This is a genomic window from Clostridioides sp. ZZV15-6383 (genome assembly GCF_020657735.1).
Lineage (GTDB): Bacteria > Bacillota > Clostridia > Peptostreptococcales > Peptostreptococcaceae > Clostridioides > Clostridioides difficile_D.
Map to the genome: position 1 here is coordinate 35269 of NZ_JAGWCV010000026.1, position 17040 is coordinate 52308.

19 protein-coding genes are annotated in these 17040 nt (G+C 27.6%); all 19 read left to right on the forward strand.

Annotated elements, in window-relative coordinates; all coding sequences use genetic code 11:
* The first annotated feature begins 27 nt into the window (after positions 1-27).
* Positions 28-882 carry an acetyl-CoA hydrolase gene (locus tag KGF42_RS11100; protein ID WP_413927011.1) on the forward strand — a complete coding sequence of 285 codons (855 nt, stop codon included), beginning with the start codon at positions 28-30 and terminating at the stop codon, positions 880-882.
* 389 nt (positions 883-1271) lie between these two features.
* On the forward strand, positions 1272-1400 hold the full coding sequence (locus KGF42_RS19865) for a hypothetical protein (protein WP_255643218.1): 129 nt from the start codon (positions 1272-1274) through the stop codon (positions 1398-1400).
* A 15-nt stretch (positions 1401-1415) separates the two neighbouring features.
* A complete protein-coding gene (locus KGF42_RS11105; RefSeq protein WP_227820925.1) occupies positions 1416-2210 on the forward strand; it encodes a MerR family transcriptional regulator in 795 nt (264 codons plus the stop codon).
* Positions 2211-2313: 103 nt separating this feature from the next.
* Positions 2314-3138 carry a type II CAAX endopeptidase family protein gene (locus tag KGF42_RS11110; protein WP_227820924.1) on the forward strand — a complete coding sequence of 275 codons (825 nt, stop codon included), beginning with the start codon at positions 2314-2316 and terminating at the stop codon, positions 3136-3138.
* Positions 3139-3923: 785 nt separating this feature from the next.
* Complete coding sequence (locus KGF42_RS11120) at positions 3924-6011, forward strand: PTS sugar transporter subunit IIA (RefSeq protein WP_227820923.1); 2088 nt, start codon at positions 3924-3926, stop codon at positions 6009-6011.
* A 14-nt stretch (positions 6012-6025) separates the two neighbouring features.
* Positions 6026-6313, forward strand: a complete 288-nt coding sequence (locus KGF42_RS11125) for a PTS sugar transporter subunit IIB (RefSeq protein WP_054275472.1) — start codon at positions 6026-6028, stop codon at positions 6311-6313.
* Between the two features lie 26 nt (positions 6314-6339).
* On the forward strand, positions 6340-7611 hold the full coding sequence (locus KGF42_RS11130) for a PTS ascorbate transporter subunit IIC (RefSeq protein ID WP_227820922.1): 1272 nt from the start codon (positions 6340-6342) through the stop codon (positions 7609-7611).
* Positions 7612-7667: 56 nt separating this feature from the next.
* The gene (locus KGF42_RS11135; protein ID WP_227826323.1) at positions 7668-8267 is read left to right on the forward strand and encodes an SIS domain-containing protein; all 600 of its coding nucleotides are present in this window, start codon (positions 7668-7670) and stop codon (positions 8265-8267) included.
* Positions 8268-8271: 4 nt separating this feature from the next.
* Positions 8272-9177 carry a 4-hydroxy-tetrahydrodipicolinate synthase gene (dapA, locus tag KGF42_RS11140; protein WP_227820920.1) on the forward strand — a complete coding sequence of 302 codons (906 nt, stop codon included), beginning with the start codon at positions 8272-8274 and terminating at the stop codon, positions 9175-9177.
* A gap of 96 nt (positions 9178-9273) precedes the next feature.
* Positions 9274-9906 (forward strand): ketohydroxyglutarate aldolase, encoded by a 633-nt coding sequence (locus KGF42_RS11145; protein WP_227826324.1) that lies wholly within the window; start codon positions 9274-9276, stop codon positions 9904-9906.
* A gap of 160 nt (positions 9907-10066) precedes the next feature.
* Positions 10067-10309 carry a hypothetical protein gene (locus KGF42_RS11150; RefSeq protein ID WP_227820918.1) on the forward strand — a complete coding sequence of 81 codons (243 nt, stop codon included), beginning with the start codon at positions 10067-10069 and terminating at the stop codon, positions 10307-10309.
* A gap of 23 nt (positions 10310-10332) precedes the next feature.
* Entirely contained in the window at positions 10333-10581 is a 249-nt protein-coding gene (locus KGF42_RS11155) for a hypothetical protein (protein ID WP_227826325.1), read from the forward strand.
* A 132-nt stretch (positions 10582-10713) separates the two neighbouring features.
* Positions 10714-12876: a DUF1430 domain-containing protein gene (locus KGF42_RS11160; RefSeq protein ID WP_227826326.1), complete on the forward strand. Its 2163-nt coding sequence runs from the start codon at positions 10714-10716 to the stop codon at positions 12874-12876.
* Positions 12877-12880: 4 nt separating this feature from the next.
* The gene (locus KGF42_RS11165; RefSeq protein WP_003435768.1) at positions 12881-13498 is read left to right on the forward strand and encodes an ABC transporter ATP-binding protein; all 618 of its coding nucleotides are present in this window, start codon (positions 12881-12883) and stop codon (positions 13496-13498) included.
* 180 nt (positions 13499-13678) lie between these two features.
* Positions 13679-14023 (forward strand): zinc ribbon domain-containing protein YjdM, encoded by a 345-nt coding sequence (locus KGF42_RS11170; RefSeq protein ID WP_227826327.1) that lies wholly within the window; start codon positions 13679-13681, stop codon positions 14021-14023.
* 588 nt (positions 14024-14611) lie between these two features.
* Positions 14612-15478, forward strand: a complete 867-nt coding sequence (locus KGF42_RS11175) for a pentapeptide repeat-containing protein (protein ID WP_227826328.1) — start codon at positions 14612-14614, stop codon at positions 15476-15478.
* Between the two features lie 113 nt (positions 15479-15591).
* Positions 15592-15996 carry a YmaF family protein gene (locus KGF42_RS11180; RefSeq protein ID WP_054275464.1) on the forward strand — a complete coding sequence of 135 codons (405 nt, stop codon included), beginning with the start codon at positions 15592-15594 and terminating at the stop codon, positions 15994-15996.
* Positions 15997-16171: 175 nt separating this feature from the next.
* Positions 16172-16621, forward strand: a complete 450-nt coding sequence (locus tag KGF42_RS11185; protein ID WP_227820912.1) for a GNAT family N-acetyltransferase — start codon at positions 16172-16174, stop codon at positions 16619-16621.
* 56 nt (positions 16622-16677) lie between these two features.
* Entirely contained in the window at positions 16678-16875 is a 198-nt protein-coding gene (locus tag KGF42_RS11190; RefSeq protein ID WP_413927012.1) for a DUF2268 domain-containing putative Zn-dependent protease, read from the forward strand.
* The last annotated feature ends 165 nt before the right edge of the window (positions 16876-17040 follow it).

A 17040-nucleotide genomic window follows, 5' to 3' on the forward strand; every position in this document is an offset into this window, starting at 1 on the left:
ATGTGAATATACTTTGATTATAGGAGAATGGTTATGGGTTTTGAATTTAAAATAATGAGAAGTTTAATATATGTAGGGCTTGCCAAGGAAGAGTATAGACCTAAATTAATGGACTGGTTATATCGTCACCATATTCCAGATAGTATTAGTACTTTTGGACCATATTGTACTAAATATGCCTTTTATCAAGCATATCCTACACCAAATGAAGGTGAGCGTTTTGGTGTACGTAAGATGCAACTAACAGAACATTATTGGCTTGTGGATGAGCATATGCCTGAGATGGCAAATAGAATTATGACAGAATATATGCCTATGGATGTTCTACGTTGGCAAGGATGTATACCAGATGTAGAGAATAAAAAGGTTCATGAGAATGCAGAAAGTGGAGATGTAGGACGTGCAGTAGGTGGAGATAACGGATGTCCACCATTTATATTTGCCTTTGTTCCAATAAATTGGGAAGAAGATTTTAGAGGAAAAGGACGTACTGTACAAGATGGACCAAACTATCGTTGGCAATTTATGATTAAGTATCCAGATGGAATTTCTAAAGAAGAAGGAGAAAAATGGTTTTATGATGAAATAGTTCCATATTTTACAAACTGTTGCTATGTTAATCGTTTTGTCAGTAGTAAAATAATAATTAACTATGGAGCAACTGCCTTTGACCGTGTAGTAGAACTATGGTTTGAAGGAGAAGAAGAATGGTATAAAGCTGTGGTTGAAGAGGCAAAAGCTTTTATTAAAAAGCCAGAATGGGCACAAGAAGAGGAATTCCCGTATTTAAAACCACAATTCAATATTGCATCAGTATTCTTAGGTGATATAGCAACTATGGATGCATATTCACAGTATCATGGATATATTACAATGAGATAAAAATTTATAGTTTATGATAAGTAGAGGATGCACTTACTATTGCTAGTAGAAGAAGACTTATGTACCCTTAAAAGTAGGTGAATATATAGTTTTATATTTAAATTTATATAAAAATAAGACTAATAAATATGAAACAATAGCATTAGAATAATTTAATAATATTTGTTAAAAGAGTATTTAGAATGTGTTTAAAGATTAAGATGTTCCTTTTATGGTGACAGATAGTTGAAATAATAAAACTGTTATCATGAAGGGAACATTTTTATCTATAGGAAATCTTTTGAAATAAAAGTTAAATATGTTTAAGAACATCTTAAAGTGAAAGAACCATTGTTAGAAATATGTAGACAATATAGTATTTATAACGTATTATATTAACAAGTTTACACTTGGGTTATGAAATAAAAAGAGTAATTCCAAAGATTGTAAATATTATGCTGGTTTTGATACTTCAAAGTTTAGGTGATGTTGTAGTTGTTAATAGAAATACGTTTAATGAGCATAAAGAATTTATCTAATAATAGGAGGACATAATGTATACAATTGGACAAGTATCTAAATTTTTAGGAATGTCTAGAGACACACTAAAATTTTATGAAGACAAAGGATTAGTAAATCCTAAGAAAAATGAAGAAAATGGATATAGAATATATAATCAGTTTGATATATATGATATTACAACGATAAACTTTTATAGAGAAATTGATATAGAAATTAAAAAGATTCAAGAAATAAGAAAAAGTAAGAGTATAAATGATTTAGAACTTTTACTAGAAGAGAAGGAACAAATCATACTAGAAGAAATAGAATATAAAAAGCTTCTCTTAAAAAAAATTCAGTTAGTCAAAGAAGATTGTGACAAAATCAAAACATATTTTGGGAAATACATAATAAAAGAAATGAAGCCTTTAGAGGTAAAGGGTAGAATAAAACATGTTACTGACTATGATGAATATAAGGTCTTAAAAGAGAATACAAACAACTTAAAAAAAGCAGTTACATTAACTGATTTAAGAAGAGTAATAAGTTTTAATGAAGAAGGTATAGTAGAAGAAAAATTTATAATTGTAAGGGAAGTAGATGAATATGACAAAATCATAGAAGGTGAAGTTTTATCTCATCCTAATTGCATTTATACTATTATTGAAGATGGCAGATGGTCAACTGGAGGAGAAAGTATTGATAATAAAGTGAAAGACAGATTAAGAGAAATAGCAATAGAAAATGAATATGAATTACTTGGAATAGTCTATGTTAATATATTGCTTACTACTTATGAAGAAGGTATTGAGCGTATATTTTTAGAGCTTTATGCACCTATAAAATAACATAAAAGCATTGACCTGAGACTTACTCATAGGTTTAAACTCATGATATAAGCAGTTATAACTTATATAGCAGTTAAATATTAATTTGAAATGAGGATTATTTATGAGAACAGATAAAGTATTAAAAAGACCTATAGTAAGTTTTATTATTCTAACAAATATAATTTTTTTACCACTTTTTTTATTGACACTAGCAACTATAATGCTAAAACTTCCAGCAGTGATATCTGATATTGCTCTGTGCATATCATCTTGGTCATCAACTTTTGCATTTATGATATTATTTAAAAAAATTTACCCAGATAAAAATTTTTTAGTATATATAAAAGGTAAATTTAGAAATAAATTTAAATTTTCAATAGTATCAATAGCAATTAGTATACAAGTTTTAATAACTATAGTAGTTATACTTATATTAGCATCTAAAAATCATGGAACAATACCTAACTTTAAAATTTCGTCATTAGGAGTGCTTATATATTTCTTCTTAAAAAATTTATTTGCAGGACCATTAGGTGAGGAATTAGGTTGGAGAGGATTTGTTCAAAATCACCTTCAGAAAAAAAATTCTCCTTTAAAAGCATCAATAATAGTAGGTTTTTGGTGGGGGATGTGGCATTTACCAATATGGTTTACAACAGGATTTAAAGAAGTTGATTTAATAAAATATATTATATTTTTTATGATTGCAATTATATCAATTAGTATTATAATGACAACTTTTTATAATCTAAATAAAACTTTAATAATACCTATTACAATACATCAACTATTTAATTTTTTTATTGGGACAATTAATGGAGATTTAATAGAGCTTATAAAGTACTATGCAATGTTATATTTAATAGTTGCAATTGTATTGATAGCTATAAATCCAGGAAATGCACTATATAAAAAATTTTCTAAAAACACAACACAAATGCTTTAATAATATAAGTGAGAACCATATCACAAATGAGTGAAATAATTCTCCTTATTAATTAATTTTAATTAATAAATATTTGTAAGTATTATCTTAAGATTTACTATATTTTTAGTAGATTTTTCACAAATAAAAATTTATAGGATAGAATTGCTTGTTATAATAGTTCCATCTTACACAAATACAACTATTGACAATTCATTTTTGTCATCATAACAATCATATAAATATTACAATGAATTTATCTGGAATGGAAGGTATGCAGAGTGTATTTCATTAGATGAAATACTTAAAAGAATGAAATAGATAAGTATCAACTTATTATATAAGAAAAAACTTTAACTTGCTTGGATTAAAATATTAAAATCAGAAGGAACAGATATTATTAAATCTTTCATTTAGATGAGTTAATTGAAGAAAAAAGGATGTAAAATTACAAGTTAAAAAACAAATTTAATACATTAGAATTATAAATAAGGCACATCAATTTTATTTTAAATTAATGTGCTTTTTACTTGTAGTAATTTATTCATAATTAGTATAGTTTCTATTCTTTAAATAAATGTTTCTTAAGTTTCTTTACCTAAAGAAACCTTTTTTATTTATAAAATCTACAGGTGTACTATAGTATCTATTTTAGATAAGTTTAATTTTTGTCTCAATCTAAAACAAAAGTTATACTTAAATGAAATTGAAAACGATAAAATTCTCAAATAAAATAAGTATTGTGGAGGTGATGAAAAAATCCAATGATAATATGAAGACTAATCTTAAGAGGAAAGTAGGGATTAATGGTAGTGGACAAAGAAATTGTATCAATTCTCCAGATTTTATTAAATAGCACATTGATTACAACTAATGGATTACAAGATGAATCTAACTCATCAAAGAGACAAATTACTTATAGAATAAATAAAATCAATGACATGCTTAAAGTAAAAAACGTACCACTTATATGTTTAAGAGCTGATAAAGATATTATCGTTAGAAAAGAAACAAAAAAAGCAATTAAAGAAATTCTAGAAAAAAACTATTCTAAGAATACTTACTATTTTAGTAAAGTTGAAAGACTTTTATATATGTATTTAATGCTTTTTATTAATATGGAGGACATCTCAATTAATCATTTTATAAATTCTATAAAAGTAAGCAGGTCTACTGTAAATCTAGATTTTAAAGACTTAATACCAAATCTTGAAAAAAAGGGTATAGAAGTCAAGAATAATCGTATAAATGGATATTACTTAGTTGGAAATGAAATGGAAATAAGGAGAGTACTTATTAAGAACATTATAGAAACTTTGTCTAAAGAAAAAAGTTCAAGAGTATTTGATATTTTTATTAAAGAATATAATTTAGACAGTTTTGAAGAAGCTAAAAAAATTATATTGAAGCTAATAAAAAAATATGAAATTACTTTTGTTGAAGATAGATTAATAGAATTTATATATATATTTATCTTTCTAAAAGCAAGGATGTGTTCAACTAGAATAGTTATTCAAGAAAATGTAGATATTCCCAATATTTCAGTTATGAGCTCAATGAAGGAATATAAATTTGCTAAGGAATTATTAGAAGTATATGAGAATGAAGAGAAGATAAAACCTCATAATGTAATGTATATTAGTGCTTGGATTTTAGGTATATCAGTAGGAAACTATGAAGAAGATACAGAAGATAAGGATGTAATTTCAAAAATTGTAAATAAAATGATGACAAGATTCGGATATCTAAGTGGAGTTTATTATATAAGTCAAGAAAAAGTATTTAAACAATTATATTCTCATTTTAGACCGGCCTATTACAGACTTTTATTTAAACTACCTATTTATAATCCAATTTGCGAAAAAGTAAAAGAAGAATATAGATTAGTTTATAGAATTGTAAGTAATGCAATGAAAGAGTTTTGTGGATTATTTGGAGAAGAAATTCAAGAAGAGGAGTTAGCATACTTGACAATGCACTTTGCAACACTTTTTTCAAATAAAAAAGAATTTGATGGTTTTAGAAAAAGGATAGCATTAATAGTTTGTTCAAATGGTGTTGGTAGTTCAGCTATTTTACATGCAGAACTTACGAACTTATTCCCTGACTTACATTTTATACCAATGTCAGAATCAGTTGGATTGGAAAATATCAGTGAACCCGTAGACATTGTATTTACTACTAATTATAATACAGAAGGTCTAAAAACAGATGTGCCAGTGATTAAAGTAAGCCCTGTTATGACCACAAAAGAAAAATATAAAATTACACGTGAAGTGTACATTCAATTAGGTGATATTTTTTTAAGACAACCTAAAATAGATGAGGTTATGGAGATAATAAAAAAATATGCAAAAGTAACTTCTGAAAGTATTCTTTCAAGTGAGTTATTAGCCTATTTTACACAAGTAGAAAATTTTACATCTAAGGAAAGAGAGGAGCCTATGCTAAGTGAGATTACTAATGAAACACTAGTAAAAATAAAGGTAAAAGCTAAGAATTGGGAGGAGGCTATTAGACAGTCAGCTTCTGCATTAGTTGAAAATAACAAAGTGACTGAGGGATATGTAGATGCCATGATTAACTCGGCAAAAGTATCTGGACCATACATAGTAATTACAAAACATGTTGCGCTTCCACATGCTAGACCAGAAGCTGGGGCAAAAGAGATTGCAATAGGTATTGCTACCTTAGATAGCCCTATTGAGTTTGGAAATGATGAGAATGACCCTGTAAAATATGTATTTTGCCTAAGTGCAATAGATAATAATAGTCATTTACGTGCTATGTCTGAACTGGTTGAATTATTGGAACAAGATGAGTTCTTTAAGATTTTGGATAGTGCTAAAGAAGCTAAAGAAATTATTGATTTTATAAAAAAACACGAACTATAAAGGAGGATTTAATTATGTATAAGATTTTAATCGCATGTAGAGCAGGAGTTGGCTCAAGTTTAATGTTAAAAATAAAGACTCAACAAATTATTAAGGAAAATAACTTTCCAATTGAAGTAGAACATGGTTCATTGGATTCATTAAATGGATTCAATGGAGATGCTGTAGAAACATTAATTGATGTTGCTGAAGAACTAAAAAATAAAAATTTGAAGTTTGATATAATTGGAATTCACAATATTGTTGACCGAAACGAAATTAAGACAGCACTAGAAAAATTCCTTGCTTCAAAAGAGGTATAAATTTAAGAAAATAGGGAGGAATGTTTATGGAGTTTATTATTAGTTTGTTGAGTACGCCTGCTGTTTTGCTAGGTGTAGTTGCATGTATAGGATTGATTCTTCAAAAGAAATCAACTGTTGAAGTATTTACAGGGTCTTCAAAAACACTTATCGGTTTTTTGATATTTGGTATTGGTGCCTCTGCTATGACAGGAGCACTTCAAAATTTCAATAAACTGTTCCAACATGGCTTTGGAATTACTGGTGTTATAGCTTCACCAGAAGCAGCTACAGCACTTGCACAAGGTACATATGGTTTTGCAGTTTCATGTACATTAATTCTTGGATTCATATTAAATTTAGTATTTGCACGTATTACAAAGTTTAAGAATATTTTCTTTACAACAGGTCATAGTTTATTCTTTTCTTGTGTATTAGTTTTAATCATGAAAGCACATGGATTCGATAATACAATCACTATTTTAATAGGTGGAGCTATATTAGGATTTATGTCTGCTGCATTGCCTCAATTCTGTCAACCCTTTATGCGTGAATTAACAGGCGGTGATGAACAAGCTATTGGTCACTTTAATATGATTGGTTATGGTCTATCAGGTTATATTGGGCGTTTATTTTCGAAACATAAAGATGATACAACAGAGACTATAGAATTTCCTAAGTGGTTATCAATATTCAGAGACTTCTTAATGGGTCTATCCATAGTTATGCTAATCTTATTTTATATTGCAACATTAAAAGCTGGTCAAGCATTTACTCAAGAGATTGCTGGCTCAACACATTGGTTAGTATTTCCGCTTATAGAGGCATTTACATTTGTAGCTGGTATGTCAATACTGATGTCAGGTGTTCGTATGTTCTTAGCCGAAATAACTGCAGCATTCGTAATCATTTCAGAAAAGTATATTCCAGGGTCACGTCCTGCACTAGATGTTCCAACAGTATTCCCATATGCACCAAATGCAGTTATTATTGGATTTATCTCAGCATATGCTGCTGGTCTATTAGCGATTGCTATTATGGCATCATTTCCTAGTATATTCCCTGTAGTAATTATTCCAGCTGCTCACATATGTTTCTTCTCAGGTGGTACAGCTGCAATATTTGGTAATACTTCAGGTGGATGGAGAGGGGCTATTGCTGGGTCGTTCGTTGTAGGATTATTACTTGCATTTTTACCAGTTATACTATATCCAGTTTATGGAACTCTTGGTATAGAGGGTGCAACTTTCCCTAACATTGATTATAACGTAGTTGGTTCAATATTACATAATATTTTACAATTCATAAAACCTATTTAGACTAAATTATGTAAAAGTCTAAGTATAGTCACTATAATTTCAAGGAGGATAGTCTTATGGAAAATACATTATCTGCATTTTTAGACACTCTATCTAGTGAAGTATCAGAATTTATTGCCTCAATAGATGAGACGTCTATAAATAAAGCATGTGATTTAATTTTTGAAGCTGAAAGGAATCATGGACGTGTACATGTGACTGGTATTGGTAAACCAGGGCATGTATCAGGATATATTTCCTCACTGCTTTCATCTACTGGAACACCAGCATATATATTGCATGGTACAGAAGCAGTACATGGGTCAAGTGGTCAAGTAGTTGAAGGAGATGTTGTTATTGCAATATCAAATAGTGGTGAAACTCAAGAGTTAAAAGCAACTATTGAAACACTAAAAATAAATGGAGCAAGGATAATTGGTGTAAGTGGTAATGCTAATTCATTTTTAAAGAATATTTGTGATATATTCTTGTTCGCAGGAGTTAATCAGGAAGGGGATTGTCTTAATAAAGCTCCTCGTGCTTCAATTCTAGCTGAAACAATAGTATTACAATCATTAAGTGTCGCATTACAATATGCTAAAGGTCTTAAGACACAACAGTATTTGAAGTGGCATCCAGCAGGAAGTCTTGGAAAGTCTATTAGAGAGGGAATATAATTTTATGAAATATAAAGGCATTATATGTGCAATGATAACACCATTTGATAAAAATCAAAATATAAATCAACAAGCAACATGCAAATTAATCGATTATTTAATTGAAAAAGGAATCTATGGATTATTTATTTTGGGAACTAATGGTGAATGTCATGTATTGACAGATGATGAAAAAGTTGAATTTGCAAAGATTGTTATCAATCACACTAACAACCGTGTACCTGTTTTTGTTGGAACAGGCGGTAATTCAACTCGTGAAGTTATAAGTTTATCCAAGAGAATGGAAACTATTGGAGCAAGTGCGCTATCTATTATTACACCATACTTTGTAACACCAACACAGGAGGAATTAATTTTACATTATAAAACTATTGTTGATTCAGTTAATTTACCTATTATGATGTACAACATGCCAGGGAAGACTGGAATTAATATTGAACCAGAGTCAGTGTGTGAATTGTCAAAGATAAAGACTATTATTGGAATTAAGGATAGTAGTGGTAAACTTGACAACATGAAAGCTTATATTGAAGTAACTAAGAGTGAGGATTTCAGTGTATTTTCAGGTTCAGATTCACTTATTCTTGAAAGCTTGAGAGCTGGTGCTCAAGGTGCTGTTGCTGCAACAGCAAACTTTCTTACAGAAATTGATATTGCCATTTATGATAACTTTATGAAAGGTAATTTGAAAGAGGCTCAAAAAGCTCAAAATAGTATAGAAGAACTTCGCCGTATCTTAAAGCTTGGAACAATTCCATCTGTTATAAAGAAAACTGTTGCCTTGAATGGAATTAATGTTGGGAATGCACGACTTCCTGTAACTGAACCAACTGGAGAAGTACTTGAAGAAATTAAGAGAGTAGTTGAAAATTATAGAGTATTATTTAATAAAAATAGTGAGAGTAGATAGGGCAATTAGACTGGTATATGACTAACATATGTATCATAAAATGAGGTTTAAATTAATGGAGAAGCGAAGTGGTTTGATGAATATAGAGGTGATGATATGAAAAAGGTGAATATAACTAAAAGAATGGCAGAATGTGGGGCTCTTGCAATTGTAAGAGAAGAAACACTTAATCGTGCATGTGAAATTGCTGAAGGTTGTATAAAAGGTGGCATAACAGTTATAGAAATGAGTTATACCTTGAATAATGCTGGAGAAACAATTCAAGAGCTTAATAAAAAATATGGCGAAGCACTTTGTGTGGGAGCAGGGACGGTTTTGGATAGTGAAACAGCTCGTCATGCTATTTTACATGGAGCTCAATTTATTATTGCACCAAATTACAATGAAGATGTAGCAAAAACTTGCAATAGATATCAAATTGCTTATGCTCCAGGATGTACATCATTGACTGAAGCAGTAGAGGCACTGAGTTTAGGCGCTGCCTTTATCAAGGCTTTTCCAATATCAGATTTCTATGGACCTAAACTAGTAAATGTATTTAAAACGCCAATACCTGATATGCCGGTTTTAGCAAGTGGTGGAATTAATTTTGGAAACTTACATGTATGGCTGGAAAATGGAGTTGATGTATGCGGATTTGGTGGTTTATTAACTAAAGGTACTGTTGGGGATATTGCTGAAAATGCTAAAAAGATTCGTGAAATTATTAAAAATATAAGAGAAGTTTAACCTTTAGGCTGTATCATAGTAGTTTATAATTGCTATGATACAGCCTTTTTAATCTTTGTTACCTTAATTTAGAATATAGATAAAATCAGTAATGCAACTATATAAGGATTGTGAATCGATTAATATATAAATATAATTAAGTTGAGATGAGGTGATAATATTGAACTTTGGAAAAAATTTAAATAAGTCAGAAGATGAACTTTTAGAGAATTTCATGATATGTGGTTTTATAGTGGGGATATCAATTGGATTTATTACAGATAATTTTATGTGGAGAGTAGTAGGTAGTTTTATAGGTATGGGAATTGGTTATTTGATAGAATGTGTAAATAAAAAAGGTAGAACAAACAATAAAGATTTCAGTGTTATGGAGATTATGAAAATCTTTTTGTGGATGATTTAGTTTTTTATTGCCGATATATTCACATGTTAAGACCTGAGCTAGAAGCATTGTTCTTTAGCAAATGTATTCATTCTACCCTTCAATGTGCATGTAGAGAAGGTAAAGTTTTCAATGGATTTATTGGATTTGATGAATGTACATGGCTATGTCTATGGACGCAAGAAGAAATAAGTACATTATCATTGAAATATTGTTTGGTAAAAATAAATAATAACCTTAAAACAGTTGATTATAAAAAATTAACTGTTTTAAGGTTATTTTTATCTTTATGACAAAATAGACACTTGCCATTTAGAATGTGACAATATAGTAGTTGTTTAGAAGAGGTATAAAATATTATACTTTAATTAAGGTAAAATGTATTTTTGCTTTTAGAATGAAAATAATTAGGAGGGGAGCTATAAATGAAAAAGATAATATATGTATTATTTACAATTGAACTATTAATAGTATCTTTATTAGGTCTGAATATAGTTAAAGATAATGAAATTAATAATATTTTGTATAATGATACAACAAGTATATCTGTAATGTTTAAAGATTATAAAAAATTAGATAAAAATTATAGTAAGTGGATTAAAGATATTGCAGATGAAAATGATGTGACCATATCAAAGTATGTTTTTAATAATAATGAAAAATTATCTATATATACGACTGATACAAGTTTGGATAACAACATAAAGTTAAAATTAGGAGAATTCCCTAATGCTAATTCAAATGAATTTATTAGTAATATAAATACTAATAATAGTAATCAAGTAGGTAAATTCTCAACTATGAGTAAAGACATATCAATTTTGATTAGAGATTTTGATAAAATAAGTGAAGTTGGAGAATCAGGAATCTTATATATTTCAACTCAAAATGAAGATACAATAAATAAAATATTAAAAGAGTTAAATGTAGACAGAAGTGTTTTTGTAGCAAAACTACATGATAGATATGTTGATTCAAATTTATACTTAAATCCTTCAATAATTAGAGATTTAATATTAATTATTCTTTGCTTCTTGGCTACAATAATACATTATTCAGTTAGTGTGAGTAGAGAGGCTTCTATTTTAAGATTAAATGGATATTCTAAGTTAGATATAATTATTAGAGTTTTAAGAAATATACTTAGAATTATGATTTTATCATCTATCACAGCATTCTTAATATATATAATCTATATTTTAAAGTTAAACTTGGGTGTTAAAGCATGTTTATACTTTGTTATATTTTCAATTGCATGTATTTTGATAAATATTTTTATAACCACATTAATAGTTAGTTTTAATAGTAGAAGTTCTAAATATGTGTTAGCTCTAAATGGGAAAAAATCTTATGGTTTTATAAATATAATGCATTTCACACTGAAAATTGTATTTGTATCATTTCTTGTATTATCCATAAATAACTGTATTTCAAATTATAATATGCTACAAACTCAGTTGGGAAATCTATCTGAGTGGGATAAAGCAAAAAATGTTTATAATCTTACTCTTAAAGATACAGGCGAACAATCTTTAGGAAAGGAAGAAGTAATTAAAAATGCTAAGATTAAAGGCTTCTATAAAAGTTTAGTAGAAGAAAAAGATGCTTTCTTAATTGATACAACTAATTTTGAAAAACTTGAAAATGGAAGTTACATGTATGAAATAAACTCGAGGGGTAAAAACCCAGAAGTAAGTCAATATGGTAAAAATATAAAGATAAATAAGAACTATCTTAAAGTTAACCCTATTTATTCAAATGGCAAAGAAATATTTAATCTAATTAATTATGACGATAAGACTATAAATTTATTAGTTCCTAAAAAATTACAAGTACATGAAAATGAGATTAAAAAAGAATTTAGAGAATTATTTTACTTTGAAAAAATAGAAGTAGAAAATATGTATAATGAGGAGTTAAATAGAGATTTAAATAAAACAAAGAAATCAGATTTAAATGTTAACATAATATATGTAGATAATAATCAAAGCTATTTTACTTATAACTCATTTGTTATGGATGACAATAGAAATCTCATTGATGACCCAATAGCAATAATTGACATAGATAATATTGATGATTCTTTTTATCTTTCTTATATATCTAGATGTGTCTATTTTAATTCTAAGAAATTAGATGCTCTTGCAGATATAAGTAACATTATTGAAGCTCAAGATGTAGAAGCGTATATTAAAAGTTTACATGCTGTTTACAATGAGTATGGTTTAGAAATAAATAAACTAGAAAAATCTTTGAATAGTGAGATTTTCACTATAATAATAATAGCAATATCAAACTTAATGATTACCTACAATATAGTAGCTAGCTACTATGAAAGAAACAAATATAAGCTATATATTAAAAAAATATTTGGTTATTCGACTACATCTAGAAGTATATTGTTAATAATCTCATTAATATTAACAAATATTATTCCAATAAGCATTATATCAACAAGAGTAGATTTAAATAACAACATTATCTTATTAGGACTTCTAATATTAGTTGTAGAATTAATTATATCTATTATATTAGACAAGATTATCTCAAATAGTTCATTTAATAAAATTATAAAAGGAGAACATTAAAAAGATGATTTCATTAATAAATATATCGAAAAAATTTAAAGATAAATCTATAATAGACAAATTTAACCTAGAAATTTCTAAGGGCGAGTTTGTAGCGATAACAGGAAACAGTGGTTCAGGTAAGACAACTTTACTTAATATAATGGGATTATTAGAAAAACCTAATTCTGGTGATATTATAATAAATAATATAAAAAATCCAAATAGTAAACAGATAAGAATTTTACAAAGGGATTTTTATGGTTATCTATTTCAAAATTATGCTTTAATTGAGAATGAAAATGTTGAAAATAACTTGAAAATTGCTTTAAAGTATCAAAAAAATATCAACCATAATGAAAAAATAAATTACGCACTTGAGTCTGTAGGTCTTAGAAAATACAATAAAAAAAAGATATACGAATTGAGTGGAGGAGAACAACAAAGGGTAGCGTTAGCAAGAGTAATATTAAAAGAATGTGAAGTAATATTTGCAGATGAACCTACAGGTAATTTAGATAAAAAAAATAGAGACATAGTATTTGATATACTTAAAAGTCTAAATAAGAATGGTAAAACTATCGTATTTGTAACTCATGATTTAGAGTTATCGGAGCAGGCAGATAGAGTCATAAAATTGTAATAATATCAACATATAAGAAAGAGATTACAGCTAAATCAAGTTTAATAATACCACGAATAGAATTTAAACATTAAGTAAATTAGTAGTTTGTAAATATAAGTATAATATGATATCATAAAGGCTCAAAAGAAATTTTATATAATAAGAAATCTAAAAATAACAAATGGAGGACATATAAAGATGGAAAATTTACCAAATTGCCCGAAATGTAATTCAGAATATACTTATGAAGATGGAACTCTTTTAGTTTGCCCAGAATGCTCTCATGAATGGGCATTAGGATTGGGAGCTGAAGAAGATTCAAATATTATCAAAGATACAAATGGAAATGTATTAAATGATGGAGATTCTGTTACAGTAATTAGAGACCTTAAAGTAAAAGGAAGTTCATCATCTATAAAGATTGGAACAAAAGTGAAAAATATACGTTTAATCCATGACCCATCAGATGGACATGATATAGAATGTAAGATAGATGGTTTTGGAGCTATGAAACTAAAATCTTCTGTTGTTAAAAAAGCGTAAAATTATAAATAAACTATGTTGTTTATAATTTTCTATTACAGTATAAAACCATAAGAGTCTATTAAGTAATTAAAGTTTATTTATCTTTATATTTTCTTATGGTTTTATTAAGTACAGATTTTATTAATGTATAGTTGAAATAGGTTTATTCCTCAATAGATATTCTGAACATTTTACCTATTCGCTCATAAAGTCTGTTATCACTTCTACTAATATATTCACCAATACATTTATCCAATCTATTATACAGAGTAAAAACTTTAGGACGACTGGATTTTACTAAAGGCTTTGAGCTTTTTCCATAGTAATATGAAATAATGATGTCTTGTAACCAACATACCCCATTTCCTCAATCTTCAGAAGAAATATGAAAATAATTGGATACTAAAATATTCTCTCCTCTACAACTATATTTAAAATAAACTTTAGCATAAAAAGTATTGTTACAAATATCAAGAAACTTATGTATACTATTGGAATAAATGATATCTTAAATTATAATTAAGCATAAGAAATGTTAAATAAGAGATTTGATTATAACTTAGTTATAAATAATATATTATTAAAAAAAGTTTAAAAGGAGAAAATATGATAAATATACATAAAAATATATACAATAATAAGTTATTTGATGAGCTAAAAATTGACTGTAAGAAGTGTTTTGGACTTTGTTGTGTAGCTCTTTATTTTTCTGCTTCAGATGGATTTCCTATTGATAAGGAATCAGGAAAGCCCTGTATTAATTTGCAATCAGATTTTAAATGTTCTGTACATAATAATCTTATGAAGCGAGGTTTTAAAGGGTGCACTGCATATGATTGTTTTGGTTCAGGTCAAAAAGTAGCACAAGTAACATATAAGGGTATAGACTGGATGCAATCACCAGAAGTATCAAATCAAATGTCTGAAGTATTTTTAATTATGAGACAGCTACATGAAATGTTATGGTACCTTAAAGAAGCATCTGTATTAAATATATCAGACACAATCAAATCAAAAATTGACTTAATAATTGAAGAAACTGAAAAGATAACTAATATGACTCCAGAAAAGCTAATTGATTTGGATATCACATCACATAGAGCAAAGGTTAATTCATTATTATCACAAGCGAGTGATTCTGTAATGGAAAAAGCTAAATCATTTATCAAGACTTCTACTCTTAAAAATATGAAAAAATTAAGAAAAAATATAGATTTAATAGGAGCAGACCTTAGAAAAACAAATCTAATAGGAGCAGATTTAAAGTGGCGATTTCTAATAGCAGCAAATTTAAAGGATGCAGATTTGAGTGGAGCAAATTTAATAGGAGCAGATTTAAGAGATTGTGATATTAGAGGTGCTAATCTTGAGAATAGTATATTTTTAACACAATTACAAGTTAATACTGCAAAAGGAGACTCTAATACGAAGTTGCCAACCTCACTAGTACATCCTAAATACTGGGAAAAATAATTAAAATAAATACATAATTTTACAAAATATGAACTTTTTTGACTTTAATTCATACTATATATTAGAGATTCCTTAAAAGAATTTCTTAATATAATATAGGGAGAGATATAAAAATGAGTTATCAAAATTATAAATGTGAAAGAGATTATGTATATGATGATTATAAATATAATAAATGTAACAAGTGCTATAATGATTATGAGGAAATGACACATGTTCATGAATACTCACAAAGTGTTAAGTTAGCAGAAGAATGTGATGATAGACATAATCACCGTGCAGCAGGAGTTACTGGTGAAGTTATACCAATAAATGGTGGTACAAATCATGTTCATAAAATAAATGATAATGTAGATTTCCTTGACCATTTCCATAAGATATGTGTTACAACAGGACCAGCAATTAGAATACCTGGAACTGATAAACACATTCACTTAGTATGTGGAGAAACTACTGTTAATGATGGTCACTGCCATAAATTCCTTTTTACTACTCAAATAGAAGCTCCTTTAGTATAAACTAATGTGAATTATTGTAGTAAATTTGCTAGATTATAGTATATAAATGCTAAAAATATATAATAGATAATATTTAAACTTAATGAGGACTATGATATTTAACCTTCATAGTCCTTTCTAAGTTTTGTATAAAGAAGTGTTATACAATTAAAAGTAATATAGAAAGGAAATTTTTATGAAATCTGGAATAATTTTTGAAATGAAACAAATAAATTCAACAGAATATGAAGAAATGTTGCAAGTCTGGGAATCGTCAGTAAGAGCAACTCATAATTTTTTAACAGAAAAAGATATTGAATCTTTGATACCATTAGTTGAAATTGGGCTTAAAGAAGTAGAACATATAGTTTGTATAAAAGATAATGATTCAATAAAGGCTTTTATAGGGATAGATAAAGATAAAGTTGAGATGCTGTTTATAGAAGATAAATATAGAGGAAATGGCATTGGTAAAAAATTAATAACATATGCTATAGATAAATACAATGTAAAATATGTTGATGTAAATGAACAAAATAAAAAAGCTGTGGGATTTTATATTCACTTAGGCTTTAAAGAGTTTGATAGGTCTGAAATAGATGGACAAGGTAATCCATTTCCAATATTACATATGAAATTAATTTAAAATTATACTTCTCACTTATTCACAAAAATGCCTTAAAAGAAACTGGATTTCAAAATATAACATCCTATCTTTATGGTGATGACATAGCTAAAATGCAAGGATATTTTCCAGTGGGATTACCTTATTGTGCAGGATACGATTTTGGATATCATATGATTAAGTATTATTTAGAAAAGACAAACAAATCAATAATCGAAGCTACTTCATTGCCTTATAGTGAGATAATAGAAGCAATAAAAGAGTTTTGGGAATAAATTTTATGAATTGCATAATTTGAAAAAAATTATGCAATTATTCTATTTTTGAGAAAAAATAAATTGACAATAAATTATAAGAAATATACAATAATATATATATAGAAGTATTTCAATATATAAAAGTTTTAAGATTTCATATCTAAAGTATCTAATATTACATGT

Coding starts and splice junctions, on each gene's coding strand:
- KGF42_RS11100 (WP_413927011.1), top strand. CDS start 28: ATGGTTATGGGTTTTGAATTTAAAATAATGAGAAGTTTAATATATGTA.
- KGF42_RS11105 (WP_227820925.1), top strand. CDS start 1,416: ATGTATACAATTGGACAAGTATCTAAATTTTTAGGAATGTCTAGAGAC.
- KGF42_RS11110 (WP_227820924.1), top strand. CDS start 2,314: ATGAGAACAGATAAAGTATTAAAAAGACCTATAGTAAGTTTTATTATT.
- KGF42_RS11120 (WP_227820923.1), top strand. CDS start 3,924: ATGGTAGTGGACAAAGAAATTGTATCAATTCTCCAGATTTTATTAAAT.
- KGF42_RS11125 (WP_054275472.1), top strand. CDS start 6,026: ATGTATAAGATTTTAATCGCATGTAGAGCAGGAGTTGGCTCAAGTTTA.
- KGF42_RS11130 (WP_227820922.1), top strand. CDS start 6,340: ATGGAGTTTATTATTAGTTTGTTGAGTACGCCTGCTGTTTTGCTAGGT.
- KGF42_RS11135 (WP_227826323.1), top strand. CDS start 7,668: ATGGAAAATACATTATCTGCATTTTTAGACACTCTATCTAGTGAAGTA.
- dapA (WP_227820920.1), top strand. CDS start 8,272: ATGAAATATAAAGGCATTATATGTGCAATGATAACACCATTTGATAAA.
- KGF42_RS11145 (WP_227826324.1), top strand. CDS start 9,274: ATGAAAAAGGTGAATATAACTAAAAGAATGGCAGAATGTGGGGCTCTT.
- KGF42_RS11155 (WP_227826325.1), top strand. CDS start 10,333: ATGTTAAGACCTGAGCTAGAAGCATTGTTCTTTAGCAAATGTATTCAT.
- KGF42_RS11160 (WP_227826326.1), top strand. CDS start 10,714: ATGAAAAAGATAATATATGTATTATTTACAATTGAACTATTAATAGTA.
- KGF42_RS11165 (WP_003435768.1), top strand. CDS start 12,881: ATGATTTCATTAATAAATATATCGAAAAAATTTAAAGATAAATCTATA.
- KGF42_RS11170 (WP_227826327.1), top strand. CDS start 13,679: ATGGAAAATTTACCAAATTGCCCGAAATGTAATTCAGAATATACTTAT.
- KGF42_RS11175 (WP_227826328.1), top strand. CDS start 14,612: ATGATAAATATACATAAAAATATATACAATAATAAGTTATTTGATGAG.
- KGF42_RS11180 (WP_054275464.1), top strand. CDS start 15,592: ATGAGTTATCAAAATTATAAATGTGAAAGAGATTATGTATATGATGAT.
- KGF42_RS11185 (WP_227820912.1), top strand. CDS start 16,172: ATGAAATCTGGAATAATTTTTGAAATGAAACAAATAAATTCAACAGAA.